13 protein-coding genes are annotated in these 13,177 nt (G+C 62.4%); 11 read left to right on the top strand and 2 right to left on the bottom strand.

The features are described 5' to 3' along the window. Positions 1-159 precede the first annotated feature (159 nt). From ACWGTI_RS20175 to ACWGTI_RS20125, 11 genes are all read left to right on the top strand, one after another. Positions 160-1,428: an ABC transporter substrate-binding protein gene (locus tag ACWGTI_RS20175; RefSeq protein ID WP_454588733.1), complete on the top strand. Its 1,269-nt coding sequence runs from the start codon at positions 160-162 to the stop codon at positions 1,426-1,428. Positions 1,429-1,505: 77 nt separating this feature from the next. Further along, positions 1,506-2,441, top strand: coding sequence for a carbohydrate ABC transporter permease (locus ACWGTI_RS20170; RefSeq protein ID WP_454588732.1), 936 nt, complete (start codon positions 1,506-1,508; stop codon positions 2,439-2,441). Continuing rightward, complete coding sequence (locus ACWGTI_RS20165; protein ID WP_454588731.1) at positions 2,434-3,339, top strand: carbohydrate ABC transporter permease; 906 nt, start codon at positions 2,434-2,436, stop codon at positions 3,337-3,339. The genes ACWGTI_RS20170 and ACWGTI_RS20165 overlap by 8 nt, the downstream gene beginning before the upstream one ends. A gap of 67 nt (positions 3,340-3,406) precedes the next feature. Next, positions 3,407-4,513 carry an ABC transporter ATP-binding protein gene (locus tag ACWGTI_RS20160; protein WP_454588730.1) on the top strand — a complete coding sequence of 369 codons (1,107 nt, stop codon included), beginning with the start codon at positions 3,407-3,409 and terminating at the stop codon, positions 4,511-4,513. A gap of 11 nt (positions 4,514-4,524) precedes the next feature. Then, positions 4,525-5,304, top strand: coding sequence for an SDR family NAD(P)-dependent oxidoreductase (locus ACWGTI_RS20155; RefSeq protein WP_454588729.1), 780 nt, complete (start codon positions 4,525-4,527; stop codon positions 5,302-5,304). Beyond that, positions 5,301-6,323, top strand: a complete 1,023-nt coding sequence (locus tag ACWGTI_RS20150) for a sugar phosphate isomerase/epimerase family protein (RefSeq protein ID WP_454588728.1) — start codon at positions 5,301-5,303, stop codon at positions 6,321-6,323. The genes ACWGTI_RS20155 and ACWGTI_RS20150 overlap by 4 nt, the downstream gene beginning before the upstream one ends. Next, positions 6,323-7,135, top strand: coding sequence for an SDR family NAD(P)-dependent oxidoreductase (locus tag ACWGTI_RS20145; protein WP_454588727.1), 813 nt, complete (start codon positions 6,323-6,325; stop codon positions 7,133-7,135). The genes ACWGTI_RS20150 and ACWGTI_RS20145 overlap by 1 nt, the downstream gene beginning before the upstream one ends. Positions 7,136-7,576: 441 nt before the next feature. Beyond that, positions 7,577-8,416: a hypothetical protein gene (locus ACWGTI_RS20140; RefSeq protein ID WP_454588726.1), complete on the top strand. Its 840-nt coding sequence runs from the start codon at positions 7,577-7,579 to the stop codon at positions 8,414-8,416. A 464-nt stretch (positions 8,417-8,880) separates the two neighbouring features. Beyond that, positions 8,881-10,236: a selenium-binding family protein gene (locus tag ACWGTI_RS20135; protein WP_454588725.1), complete on the top strand. Its 1,356-nt coding sequence runs from the start codon at positions 8,881-8,883 to the stop codon at positions 10,234-10,236. Next, a complete protein-coding gene (locus ACWGTI_RS20130) occupies positions 10,233-10,604 on the top strand; it encodes a 2Fe-2S iron-sulfur cluster-binding protein (RefSeq protein WP_454588724.1) in 372 nt (123 codons plus the stop codon). Before ACWGTI_RS20135 ends, ACWGTI_RS20130 begins: the two co-directional genes overlap by 4 nt. Further along, positions 10,601-11,059, top strand: a complete 459-nt coding sequence (locus ACWGTI_RS20125; protein ID WP_454588723.1) for a CoA-binding protein — start codon at positions 10,601-10,603, stop codon at positions 11,057-11,059. Before ACWGTI_RS20130 ends, ACWGTI_RS20125 begins: the two co-directional genes overlap by 4 nt. 73 nt (positions 11,060-11,132) lie before the next feature. Here ACWGTI_RS20125 and ACWGTI_RS20120 read toward each other — a convergent pair whose 3' ends face one another. After that, entirely contained in the window at positions 11,133-12,362 is a 1,230-nt protein-coding gene (locus tag ACWGTI_RS20120; protein ID WP_454588722.1) for an NAD(P)-binding domain-containing protein, read from the bottom strand. Positions 12,363-12,421: 59 nt separating this feature from the next. Next, positions 12,422-12,979 carry an OsmC family protein gene (locus tag ACWGTI_RS20115; protein WP_023679231.1) on the bottom strand — a complete coding sequence of 186 codons (558 nt, stop codon included), beginning with the start codon at positions 12,977-12,979 and terminating at the stop codon, positions 12,422-12,424. Positions 12,980-13,177 lie beyond the last annotated feature (198 nt).

Genomic DNA, 13,177 nt, shown 5'->3' with positions numbered 1-13,177 from the left:
GCGAAGGTTTTGTCATGGATCAACATAAACACCGTTGACTGATGGCTTCAATATGTCATCTTGGAAAGAACTCGAGATTAACGCATCTCGCCGGCAGCGGCTTCAAACCGCGGCCATAAGCGGTCGATACGAACCGTGCAACCATATGGGAGTGAAACCATGAAATCCGTCATGACCGCCTTCGCGGTCGCTGCTGCTGCGTGCACCTTTGTCGCCGGGGCCGCCTTGGCCGAACCCAAGACGAACCTTTTGCATCAATGGGCGACCGGATCGGACGCCCAGGCGATCGCCAAGCTCGGCGAGATGTTCACCGCCAAGGGCGGCAAGTGGGAACAGACCTCGATCGCCGGTCACACGGCCAATACGCTGGCCAAGCTGCGCGCCGACGTGATCGCCGGCAATGCGCCGCCTGCCGTGCAGCTCAAAGGCCCGGAAATCGCCGAGTGGAACGAGACCGGCATGACCGCCGACCTCGACGAGCTGGCGGCCTCGGAAGGATGGGAGAAAGTGGTCGCGCCGGAACTGCTTCCGGTGATGAAGCCGACCGGCAAATGGGTCGCCGCGCCCATGAACATCCACCGCATCAACTGGCTGTGGGCCTCGCCGAAGGTCATGCAGGCCGCCGGCGTGGCGGAAATGCCCAAGACCTGGGCCGAGTTCAATGCCGCCTGCGACAAGATCGTCGCCTCGGGCAAGATCTGCATCTCGCATTCGACCGCCGACTGGACGGATTCGACGGTGTTCGAGGTCGTGCTCTACGGCCAGGACATCGATCTCTATCGCAAGGCCTTCGTCGAAGGCGATGTCGAATCCATGCGCAGCCCAGGCATGGTCAAGGCCTTCGAGCAGATGCGCCTGATGACGAGCAAGTACATGGATCCCGGCATGGTCGGCCGCGACTGGGATTCGATGTCGGCGCTCGTCGGCAAGGGCGACGCGGCGTTCCACATCATGGGCGACTGGACGATCGGCCTGCTGACCGCCGCCGGCTTCAAGGAAGGCACCGACTACGTCTGCGCCCAGGCGCCGACCGATTGGGGCAAACCCGGCTTCATCCTCAACTCGGACTCGGTCGTGTTCTTCAAGCAAAAGGACCAGGATTACATCGACGGCCAGAAGCTGCTTGCCAGCCTGATACTGTCGCCCGACTTCCAGACGGTCTTCAACCAGGCCAAAGGCTCGATCCCCTCACGCCTGGATATCGATCTGTCGAAGGGCTTCAATCCGTGCCAGCAGCTCTCTCAGAAGGATCTGCAGGCGTCGATCAAGGAGGGCACGCTGGTCCGCTCGATGGCGCACAATATGACCATCCCGCAGAAGATGCGCGGCGCGATCATGGACTCCATCACCGAGTTCGTGGCCACGCCCGACATGTCAGCCGAGGACGGCGCCAACGCGATGGCCGACGCGGCCGAGGCACAGAAGTAGACGGGAACGGCCGGGCGCAATTTCTATCCGCACCCGGCCATCCCCCACACCAGTCCCGCGCCAGTCCAGTGCTCTGAATGTCAAACCACGACCTGATCCTGTCGGTCCCGGCGCCCGCCCGCCCCTGGCGCGAGCGGCTGGGCTCCGCGGTGCCCTTGCTGGTGCTCGGCCCCTCCCTTGTGGCGAGCTTCGTCTACGTCTTCGTGTTCACCGGCTGGACGCTCTACATCTCGCTCTCGAACTCCTCGCTGCTGCCGACCTACGGCTTCGTCGGCCTGGAAAACTACGCGTCGCTATGGGCGAACCGGCGCTGGAACATCGCCTACAACAACCTCTTTATCTTCAGCGGTTTCTACATTGTCGGCTCGATGGCCGTGGGACTGCTGCTGGCGATCCTGATCGACCAGCGCGTGCGCGGCGAAGCGGTCTGGCGCACGATCTTCCTCTACCCGCTGGCCGTCTCCTTCATCGTCACCGGCACGGTCTGGAGTTGGCTTTACAACCCGGTCGACGGCATCCAGGCGCTGGTGCGCAGTTTCGGCTGGACGAACTTCGGTTTCGCACTCGCCAGCGACCGACACTATGCGATCTACGCAGTGATCATCACCGGCGTCTGGCAGGCCTCGGGCTTTGCCATGGCGCTCTTCCTGGCCGGTCTGCGCTCGGTGGATCAGGATCTCGTCAAGGCCGCGCAGATCGACGGCGCATCGACCGTCCGCATCTATCGCAAAGTGCTTCTGCCGACGATTGCGCCGATCTTCCTGGCGGTCGCCGTCATCCAGATACAGTTCGCCATCAAGACCTTCGACCTCGTGGCGGCCCTGACGAAAGGTGGCCCGGGGATTTCGACTACCTTCCCCGCCATCTACGTTTATGACCTGATGTTCCAACGCGGCCAGATCGGTGAAGGTGCCGCGGCCGCCATCATGATGCTTGCCGCTCTTGCCGTGGTGCTGGTGCCCTACTCGTTCTGGGTGGTCTGGCGGCGGCGCAAGGAAGCCGGCCATGGCTGACGTCGTGCTGGACCAGTCTCTCGATCGTCACGCGGCCACGGTTGCGGTGCGCCGGCATTTCCTCACCCGCTTCGTCATCTATGGGCTGCTGGTCGTCTTCGCGGCGATCTACCTGATCCCGTTGCTGGTCGTGGTGCTGAATTCATTCCGCGATCAGCAGGAGATCGCGCGCAACGGGTTGATCTCGCTGCCACGCAGCTTCCGCCTCGAAGCCTGGGGCCAGGCCTGGAGCACCTATTGCATCGGCGGCACCTGCGAGGGCATGCAGCGCAACTTCTACAACTCCCTGAAAATGACGATCCCGGCGACGATCATCTCGACGGCGGTCGGCGCGATGAACGGTTACATCCTGTCCAAATGGCGTTTCAGGGGTTCTGAAGCGCTGTTCACCTGCATGCTGCTCGGCGTCTTCATTCCGGGCCAGATCTCATTGATGCCGTGGGCGTTCATCCTCGGCAATCTGGGCCTCAGCAATTCGGTCTACGGGCTTGTCCTCATCCACGTCATCCAGGGCATTTCGTTCACAACCCTGTTTTGCCGCAACTATTACGTCAGCATCCCCGACGATCTCATCAAGGCGGCGCGCATCGACGGCGCCGGCTTCTGGCGCATTTTCCGCAAGATCATTCTGCCGCTGTCCTCACCGATCCTGATCGTCACGGTGATCTGGCAGTTCACCGGCATCTGGAACGAATATCTGTTCGGTGTCGTCTTCACCTCCGGGCAGCAACAGCCGATCACGGCCGCGCTCGTCGCGCTGACGGCAAGCGGCACCAACGTGCGCGCCTACGATGTCATGAGCGCCGCCGTGCTGATCGGCGCGCTGCCGCCGCTGCTGATCTATCTCTTCGGCGGCAAGTATTTCGTCCGCGGTCTGACCCAGGGTGCAATCAAGTGAGCCGCGATCAAGTGAGTGGAGCCTGTCTCATGTCGCCTGTCGCTCCGTCCGCCAGGAAGGGCATCGCATGTCGACATTGACCATCCGATCCCTGCGCAAGAACTTCGGCGCGGTCGAGGTGCTGAAGGGCATCGATCTAGAGGCTGAGAACGGCGAGTTCATCGCGCTGGTCGGACCGTCCGGCTGCGGCAAATCCACCTTGCTGGCGATGATCGCCGGGCTGGAATCTGTTACCTCCGGCGAAATCCGCATCGACGGAAGGCTGGTCAATTCGGTGGCGCCGAAGGACCGCGACATCGCCATGGTGTTCCAGTCCTACGCGCTCTACCCGACGATGACGGTGCGCGAGAACATCACCTTCGGCATGGAAAGCCGCCGCGTGCCGAAGCCGCAGCAGGACGAGGCCGTCAAGCGGGTCGCCGCCTTCCTGCAGATCGAACCGCTGCTTGGGCGCAAGCCCGGACAGCTCTCAGGCGGCCAGCGCCAGCGCGTCGCGATGGGCCGGGCGCTGGTGCGTGATCCGAAACTGTTCCTGTTCGACGAGCCGCTCTCCAATCTCGACGCCAAGCTGCGCGTCGACATGCGCACCGAAATCAAGAAGCTGCATCACCGCGTCGGCAAGACGACGGTCTACGTCACCCACGACCAGGTCGAGGCGATGACGCTGGCATCGCGCATCGCCGTGATGCATCAGGGCGAGGTTCAGCAATTCGATGAGCCGGCCACGATCTACAACCGGCCGGCCAACATGTTCGTCGCCGGCTTCATGGGTTCGCCGGCGATGAATTTTCTGCCGGCCGAACTGAGCGAGGAAGGCGGTCGCCCTTCTGTTGCGCTGCAGGCCGCCGACGGCAAGACGGCCAGCCTGCCGATCGTCCAGGCGCTTCCATCCGATACGCCGAGGCAGCTCGTGCTCGGCATCCGGCCGGAGCACATCTACCGGTTCGATCCCGATCTGGCGCGCCGCAAGCCAGGCATCGCGCAAATCGATGCCGTGGTCGAACTGGTCGAGCCGACAGGTGCGGAGACCATGGCCGTGCTGCGCCTGGGCGGCAAGGAGATCACCGGCCGCTTCGACCCCGACGGCACGCCGCTTATGGGCGAGACGGTGACGCTCGGCATCGACATGGCGCGTGCCTGCCTGTTCGACCCGACGACCCAACGCCTGATCTGACCTGACCTGAAATGAGTTCCGCAGTGTCCTTCGCCATCTATCCGAGCCTGGCTGACCGTGTCGTGCTGATCACCGGCGGCGCGACGGGCATCGGCGCCGACACGGTTCGCGCCTTCGCCGCCAATGGCGCACGCGTCGCGTTTCTCGATCTGCAGCAGGAGGCCGGCGACGCGCTGGCGCGCGAACTCGCCTCTACGGCATCGCACGCGCCGCTGTTTATGCGCTGCGACGTGACCGACATCCCTGCCCTCCAGGCCGCGATCGGCACGGTGCGCGACCGCCTCGGGCCTGTCGCGGTGCTGGTCAACAACGCCGCCGACGACAATCGCCACCCCGTCGTCGAGGTGACGCAGGAATACTGGGACCACGCCCAGGACGTGAATCTGCGGCACCACTTCTTTGCCGCCCAGGCCGTGCATCCGCACATGAAGGAATTGGGCTTCGGTTCGATCGTTAATTTTTCCTCGATCGCCTGGCGTTTCGGCGCGGCTGACATAGCGCCCTATGCGACGGCCAAGGCTGGCGTGATCGGGCTGACATTCGCGCTGGCGCGGGCGTTCGGGCCCGACAACATCCGCGTCAACGCCATCGAGCCGGGCGCCGTCATCACCGACCGGCAAAGGCAGCTTTGGTTCAAGACGCAGGCCTCGGTCGACCAGGTCGTGCAGCGCCAGATGATCCGCCACGTTCTGCTCGGCGACGAGATCGCGCGCACCGTGCTGTTCCTGGCCGCCGACGACAGCCGCATGATCACCAAGCAGTCGATCACCGTGGATGCCGGCCTTCGATGACCCAACGCGAAACAAAGGATCGCTTCATGCTCGAGGTCGGCCTGAACCCCTACGGCCTGACCTATCATCTCGGCCTCCAGGGTCGCGGCACGCCACGCGCCAATCCCAAGCCGGCGGGGCTGGAAGGTTTCATCGCGCTGGCGACCGACCTCGGCGCGCGTGTGCTGGAGATCTGGGTGCCATGGCTGAGCGAGCTTTCCGACGACGCGGTGATCGCGCTGCGCGAGCGGCTCGCCGGCCTTGGCATGACACCTGTTGTCAGCGGCGGCCTTCTGGTGGGCGAGCCGCTCGACGATGCCTTTCGGGCCGCGCGCCTGCTCGAGGCCAAGATCATCCGGACAGCGCTGACGCCGGTTCTGTGCGGCGACCGCAACGCCGCCGGCGAGAAGTGGAGCGAGTACGCCGGCATCATTCGAGAGCGATTGGTGGAGTGGGGTGCCCGCGCGAATGCCGAAGGCTACACCCTTGCCATCGAAAACCACCAGGATTTCACCAGCGGGGAAATCGTCGATTTTTGTGCGCTTGGCGGCGACGGCGTCGGCGTCACCTTCGACACCGGCAACACATTCCCGGTCGGCGAGGCGCCTCTCGATTTCACGCGGCGGATCGCACCTTATGTCCGCCATATCCACCTCAAGGACTACCGCGTGCAGTTCACTGGGGAAGGCTACCGGCTGGTCCGTTGCGCCATCGGCGACGGCGCTGTGCCGTTTGCCGAGTTGTTCGCAATTCTTGGCCAACACCACGATCGCATGACCGCCGTTCTCGAACCCGGCGCCCTGGAGGCGCGGCATGTCCGCTTTCTCCGCGACGACTGGTGGCATGGCTATCCGCAGAAGACGGCGCGCGAGTTTGCCGCCTGTCTGGCGGCAGCCCAGCGCAACCGGCTGCCCGACGATGCCGACTACCGCACCCCCTGGGAGCGCGAGGACGACGTTTCACTGGTTTCCTATGAGCTCGACATGATCCGGCGCAGCGCCGCCAACATGCGCAACCTTGGTTTGATGGAGAAGATCTGATGACGACACGTGAACTCGATGGATTGACCGCCTTCGTCACCGGCTCCGGCCGTGGCCTCGGCCGCGTGATGGCCGAACGCCTGGCCGAACTCGGCGCCAATGTCGCCATCCACGACATGGACGAAACGGCGCCGGCCAAATATGGCGAATTCGCCAATCTGAGCGAGGTCGTCGAGCGCCTGAAACGGCATGGCACGAAGGTCACCTCGGTGACCGGCAACATTGGCGACCAGAAGGCGGTAGCCGAGATGAAGCGCAAGATCGAGGTCGATCTCGGCGACGTGCATGTGCTGGTCAATTGTGCCGGCGGCGACATCGGCGCCAAGGGCGGCAAGCCGAACCCGAACAACGCGCTGGACATCGAGCTGGACGACATCCGCGTGCTGACCGAGAACAATCTGATCGGCACGATGCTGGTCTGCCAGGCCTTCGTGCCGCCCATGAAGCAGCGCGGCGGCGGCTCCGTCATCAACATCGCCTCGGCGGCGGCCCATCTCGGCTGCTCGCCCGAGGTCGTCTACTCCACCTTGAAGGCCGCGGTCGTGCATTACACGCGCTGCCTCGCCAAGGAACTGATCGACGACGGCGTGCGCATCAATGCGGTCAGCCCCGGCGCCACCAAGACGGCACGCTTCCAGGCGACCCGCGTGGTCGATCCCGAGCGCATGGATTCGAGCAGGAAGTCGCTGAACCGCTATGCCGAGCCGGAAGAGATCGCCGAGGCGGTGGCCTTTCTCGCCGGTCCGCGCGCGCGCTTCATCAACGGCCAAGTCATCCGCGTCGATGGCGGCTTCACGATCTTTCCGGGGTGAGTCGTGCCACCGGCGGCCGCAGGGAAATCGCATATGGCGGCGCCAGCCCTCCTCTCCGTCCGCTACGCGGCCACCTCTCCCCCACTTTGTGGGGGCGAGGAAACGCTAATCACGGATGTCACGGCCTTGAAACGCTTGGGTTCCTCGCCCCCACCAGAGTGGGGGAGAGGTGGCTCGGCGAAGCCGAGACGGAGCGGGGGAGCGCCATATACGATTGCCCTGCCCTGCTGCCCGCGTGAACTTACCCCCATCGAGCGTGTAGGACGGTACCATCGCCGCCCTGCCCGTGGGTATGGACGAATCCAATCATGCGCCATATTGATGGTGACACGGTCTGCCGTGGCGCTTTCGCGCTGAGGCAGGCGACGTTCGTTCAATGACGCTGCGCCGGGCGCCTTTGACGCCGCCCTGCAAAAGTGTCGATACCCGGGGGACCTGGTCATGACTGACGACAACAAGCCGGCCGCAGACGTTACCAAGGATTGGCAAGCATCGCAGGGCCAGAAGGCCGGCGCCACGCGGCTGCGCCTTTTCGCAGCGCTGTCATGGATCATTGCCATTGGCGGCGAGATCGCCGGGATTGTCCTGCTCTACAAGCACAAGTTCGACAACGGAAACCTGCCGCTGCTGATCGGCATTCTGATCGGCATCGCGATTTTCGCCATCGCCGGCAGCATGCTGTGGAAGGCGGCCAACAGGAAGGACCCGGCCCGCGCCTCCGACACATTCAGGTTCTTCGTCCAGAACCAGCTCGGCGCGATCATCACGCTGATTGCCTTCCTGCCGCTGGTTCTCTTGATCCTCAACGACAAGAACATGGATCCGAAGAGCAAGAAAATTGCCGGCGGCGTCGGCGCGGTGCTGGCCGTGGTCGCGACGCTGCTCGGCGTCAGTTACCAGCCGCCATCGGTCGAGCAGTACACGCAGGACATGAACCAGTGCGCGACCCAGATCAAGGCGGGGCAGCCGACCACCGCCTGTTCGCCCGAGGTCGCCTCCCAGGCGCAGGCGATCGCCACCGACTCCACCACGGTGGCCGATGCGACGAAGGACGCGGCACACCCCAATGGCCAGGATGTCGTCTACTGGATCGCGCCGGAAAACGGCGCCACCAAGTCCGACACGGAGCATGTCTTCCACCTCTGCGCGGCCGTCAGCCCGCTGAAGGACAAGACCGTCAACAGCGGCTCGGTGACGGAAGCCTACGCCCAGAACGCCATCCGCATCACCAAGCAGATCGAGATGGAACAGAAGCAGTGCGGGTTCACGGCTACGCCGTGAATGAGGCTGCGTTGTGGAGCTGATAGACAGCTAAGTGGCGTGCCTGAAGGCGGGCGAGAGAACAGGCACGTGCCTACAGGATGCCAGCCGCGCTATGAGCGGACATCTCGGAACCGAGGCTGAATGTCGCATTTGGAGCCGAAAGCGGAATGGCGGCTTCGAGGCTCGGAAGGCCAGAAGCGGACCTTTGAGCGCCGTTCGTATATCGACGTGACCTGACCAGTTGCTGACCTGCATATGGTTCGCTGCCATACGATCCGATGATGAGTGGGCCGCTGCAAGGGTTCTCAATAATCTTCGAGCGGTCAATACGTGGCGTCCACGGGGGCTCTGTCGCCAAGTTGTACGTCACCTGCGCACTTCACAAGCCACCCCGGCCATAGCGCCAATGCCAAGCATGCACTAACATTCCAGTCGACCCCGTTGGGGCTGGCCAGTGATCTGTTCAAATTGGGGAAGTACCCATGACCAATCATTGCTGTGGACCGGGCTATGCTTCTCCAGCCGAGGCAATGACGGCACCTCGCGAAAAGCTGCTCTATACGATTGCCATCTACACCGGCACGGGCATTCAGAAGCCGGACTATCTGTGCACCATCGATGTCGACCCGGAGAGTTCGACCTACAGCCAGGTGATTTCGCGTTTGCAAATGCCGGGCATTGGCGATGAGCTTCATCACTCGGGCTGGAATGCCTGTTCGTCGTGCCATGGCGATGCGAGCGTGGAGCGGAAATATCTGATCGTGCCGGGTGTGCGCTCGTCCAATCTGCATATTGTCGATTGTGGTACCGATCCCCGCAATCCGACCCTGTTCAAGGTCATAGACGGCGCTGAAATCAAAGCCAGGACCAACCTGTCGGCACCACACACGGTGCATTGCCTCGGCTCGGACATCATCGTTTCCATGCTTGGTGACGCCCAGGGCAATGCCCCCGGCGGCTATTTGCAGCTCAGCAAGGAGTTCGAAATTGTCGGCCGCTGGGAAAACTCCATGGGCGGCATCAAGTTCGGTTATGATTTCTGGTACCAGCCGCGACACAACGTAATGGTCAGTTCGGAGTGGGCCGCGCCCAATACCTTCATGCCTGGTTTTGACCTGGAAGAGGTTGGCCATCTGAAATATGGCCGAGAGATCCATTTCTGGGATTTTGAGAAGAAGGAGCCAAGCCAGACATTTTATCTCGGTGAAGACGGCTTGATCCCGCTGGAAGTGCGGTTCCATCATAATCCCGACAGCAGCCACGGTTTTGTCGGCGCGGCCCTTTCCGCAAATATCATCCATTGGTGGAAGGACGCGGCGGGAGACTGGCAATGGGAAAAAATTGTCGATGTCGACAATGAGCCGCATCCCGAATGGCCGATCCCGATACCCGGCGTGATCTCGGTCATTCTGCTCAGCATGGACGATAGATACCTCTATCTGTGCAACTGGTTGCATGGCGACATTCGTCAATACGACATCTCGGACCCTCACAACGCCAAGCTTACCGGACAAGTGTGGATGGGCGGACTTCTCGGCCGTGCGCCTGAGGTCAATGGCGTGAAAGTGACTGGCGGGCCTCAGATGATACAGCTCAGCCTCGACGGCAAGCGCCTCTATGTGACGACCTCACTCTTCTCGACCTGGGATAATCAGTTCTATCCGGAAATCCGGACCAATGGCGGATGCATGCTAATGGTCAACTGCGATACGGAAAACGGCGGCATGGAAATCGATCCGCTGTTTGTCGTCGATTTCGGCAGGGAACCAAATGGACCAAGCCGCTGTCACGAAACCCGCTATCCCGGCGGTGATTGCACGAGTGACATCTGGGTATGACCAGCTTCACCATCACCCTCGCCAATCAAGGCGGTGCGGCCTTCGACGTCGATCACCGCAGGCCCCTCTTGCAAAGCCTGCGCGAGCACGGCGTGGATCTGCCGTATGGGTGCAAGTATGGCGGCTGCATAACCTGTGCAGCCAAAATAATCAGCGGCAAAGTCGATCAAAAAGCGCAGCGAGCGCTGAACAACCGCCAGATTAACAATGGCTATATAATCCTCTGCGTCGCCCGCCCTATGAGCGACTGCACGCTGGAGGTCGGCGTTGAGAGTCACGACAAGCTCTATCGCAACCCCTTCCTTGACCCGCTGGCCGCTCATGAATTGAAAGCCGATATTGCGACCCCGTTGGAAGCAAAGAAATGACCCATATGAATCATGATGAGCCCTATTCGGAGGCTTATCTGCAAGACATTCTGAAATCGGTCAAAACCATCGCGATGGTGGGGGCCAGCCCCGATAAAACCAAATTTTCCTATGGTGTTCTCAGGGTGCTCCACGAAACCGGCTATGACATGATCCCGGTCAACCCCAGTTCCGGCCTGGATGAAATTCGAGGGCTTAAGGTGTACCCATCACTGGCGGCCATCGACCGGCCCGTCGATATGGTTGAGGTTTTTCGCCGCTCCGAAGATCTGCTGGAGGTTGCACAGGAGGCCATCGCGATCAATGCAAAGGTTCTGTGGGCTCAGATTGGGGTGCGCGACGACACTGCCGCCCGGTTGGCGGAGGAAGCGGGCTTGAAAGTGGTGATGAACCGCTGTCCCAAGATCGAGTTGTTCCGCCCCTTCTGGAAGCCGAAGCTGCATTTGGGAATATGACTGCAGGGGCGCAGAATTCGGGGTTGTCACGGCAACCAACCTGTTCCCTCTGGGGTCTCAGACGTTGATGCTGCTAGCAGACTGAATTTTGCCCGAGGTACGATGCCAGATGATCGCTGAGATCACGCGCGTCGTCGCCAGCGCCGTCGATCAGAGCAGACTTACGGCGGCGCAGAAATTGCGTCCCCATCAGGTACAGGCCCGGATGTTCCACTACACCGCCGTCGTGACGGACCTGGCCCTTGTGGTCGAGGACCGGCAGTTCCAGCCAGGAGTAGTCCGGCCGGTAGCCGGTGGCCCAGATGATCGTCCTGATAGCGCCTCCGGCAAGATCGAGGCCGAGCGGCGGGTTGTCCTCGACACGGGTTGGCGGCGGGCGATCCGGCGGCCCGACCGTAGCGTCCAGGCCGTTGGCGCGCGCCCATTCGTCGATGAGGTCGAGCAGCCGGGCCATCTTAAGGTCGGAAAGCGCGCACATGTTGCGCAACGACCCCGCAAACTGGGCCTTGCCGTCTTCGGTGATGCCGGCAAGACGACCGATGAGCCGGACGCCGAGGTCGTCGAGCGCATTGAGGTCGAGGGTGGTGCGGCCGGACGTGCCGGCAAGCTGCAGCGAAGGAACCCGTCGCGCCCGCCTGATGTCGTCCACCTCGTCGTAACGCTCGTCGAGCACGCCGGCGGCGTCCATCCACCATTCCAGGTCCTTGCCGCGATAGACGCGGGGCGCCCGGATGTGCTCGCCCACCGACAGGGTCACTTGACGCCCCGAACGCTGCAGCTCCTGTGCGATCTGGGTGCCGCTCGACGACGCGCCCACCACCATCACGCCACCGTCGGCGACCTGACGCGGATTGCGGTAGGACTGTGCCGTCAGCATGGCGACCGACGGTGGCACGCGGCTGGCTACGTCGGGCAGGCGCGCGATGTTGCACGCGCCCGACGCCAGCACGACGGTCCGACACCGCCACTCGCCGCGGTCCGTGCGCACAAGATATCCCGCCCCGTCGCTGCGAACCGAGGTAACGGTCGTGTGGGTTCTGACCGGAGCCGAGATCACCTTGGCATAGTTCCCGAGGAAGTCGATCACCTCAGGCATCGTCCGGTAGCCGTCGGGATCGTCACCGTCATAGCGGAAGCCCGGCAGCCGGCTCTGCCAGTTCGGGGTGAGCAGCCGCAGTGAATCCCATCGCTCGGTGCGCCAGGTATTGGCGATCTCGCCGCGCTCCAGCATCACATGCTCGATAGAGCGCTCCGCCAGGCAGCGGCTCATTGCGAGCCCCGCGTGCCCCGCGCCGACGATCACTGTGGTGACGGAACTAATCGCACCCTCTCATCAGAAGAGTCTACGGTTCGAAGCGCCTTTCAGTTCACCACGACCGTGACGTTCGTCGGATTGGTGACAATGTCATAGACCGCCGACCGCTTCTGCGACTGAGCGACGATAGCCTCGATGTCCTCGCGCTTGGCGTCGGCGTCGATGTTGTATTTCACCGTGATGCCGCTGAAGCCGTTGCGCACGTCGCTGTCGATGCCGAGTATTCCGGCGAGATCCATGTCGCCTTCGATGGTCGCCTTCACCGACTTCAACTGGATGTTTCGGTTCTGGGCAACCGCGGCGATGCCGGCGGTCAGGCAACTCGCCAGTCCGACAAGCACGTATTCGACGGGCGTGGCGCCCTTGTCCTGGGAAGCGAAGACCTCCGGATGGTCTGCGTCGAATGTGAAAGTGGTCTTGCGATGCTGGTCCTCGCCGAGACCGTAGAAGCTCTCGACCGATGAATGGCTGTGGGTGCCATCCTTCCATTCGCAGGCCGCGCGCCACTTGAACTGCGCCGCCTCCGGGGCGTTGGTAAGCGCTTCGCGTGCGCCGAGCAGCGCCTCTACGTTAACGCCGTTGTTTGCCTGTACTTCGGAAGCCATAATTATTGTCCTCCCTACCTTGCACTGGCTCAAAAACCCGACCGATCTCACTGACCTCCCGATCAGATTTTACCATGGCGCGGCATGCTATGGGTCGCGAAGCATTTCTTCAAGTTGTTTCCGCAGCTGAATGTTCGCCCTCGTGTACCGAGTTGCGCCTTTGCAGGCTCTGGCGCGACCACGACCTTCAGCGTGGTC

This window comes from Mesorhizobium sp. ArgA1, assembly GCF_053714375.1.
Note: the sequence above shows the minus strand (reverse complement) of the source record. Positions and strands in the feature narration are given on the sequence as shown.

Coding starts and splice junctions, on each gene's coding strand:
- ACWGTI_RS20170 (WP_454588732.1), top strand. CDS start 1,506: ATGTCAAACCACGACCTGATCCTGTCGGTCCCGGCGCCCGCCCGCCCC.
- ACWGTI_RS20140 (WP_454588726.1), top strand. CDS start 7,577: ATGACTGACGACAACAAGCCGGCCGCAGACGTTACCAAGGATTGGCAA.
- ACWGTI_RS20160 (WP_454588730.1), top strand. CDS start 3,407: ATGTCGACATTGACCATCCGATCCCTGCGCAAGAACTTCGGCGCGGTC.
- ACWGTI_RS20145 (WP_454588727.1), top strand. CDS start 6,323: ATGACGACACGTGAACTCGATGGATTGACCGCCTTCGTCACCGGCTCC.
- ACWGTI_RS20125 (WP_454588723.1), top strand. CDS start 10,601: ATGACCCATATGAATCATGATGAGCCCTATTCGGAGGCTTATCTGCAA.
- ACWGTI_RS20155 (WP_454588729.1), top strand. CDS start 4,525: ATGAGTTCCGCAGTGTCCTTCGCCATCTATCCGAGCCTGGCTGACCGT.
- ACWGTI_RS20175 (WP_454588733.1), top strand. CDS start 160: ATGAAATCCGTCATGACCGCCTTCGCGGTCGCTGCTGCTGCGTGCACC.
- ACWGTI_RS20135 (WP_454588725.1), top strand. CDS start 8,881: ATGACCAATCATTGCTGTGGACCGGGCTATGCTTCTCCAGCCGAGGCA.
- ACWGTI_RS20130 (WP_454588724.1), top strand. CDS start 10,233: ATGACCAGCTTCACCATCACCCTCGCCAATCAAGGCGGTGCGGCCTTC.
- ACWGTI_RS20150 (WP_454588728.1), top strand. CDS start 5,301: ATGACCCAACGCGAAACAAAGGATCGCTTCATGCTCGAGGTCGGCCTG.
- ACWGTI_RS20165 (WP_454588731.1), top strand. CDS start 2,434: ATGGCTGACGTCGTGCTGGACCAGTCTCTCGATCGTCACGCGGCCACG.
- ACWGTI_RS20115 (WP_023679231.1), bottom strand. CDS start 12,979: ATGGCTTCCGAAGTACAGGCAAACAACGGCGTTAACGTAGAGGCGCTG.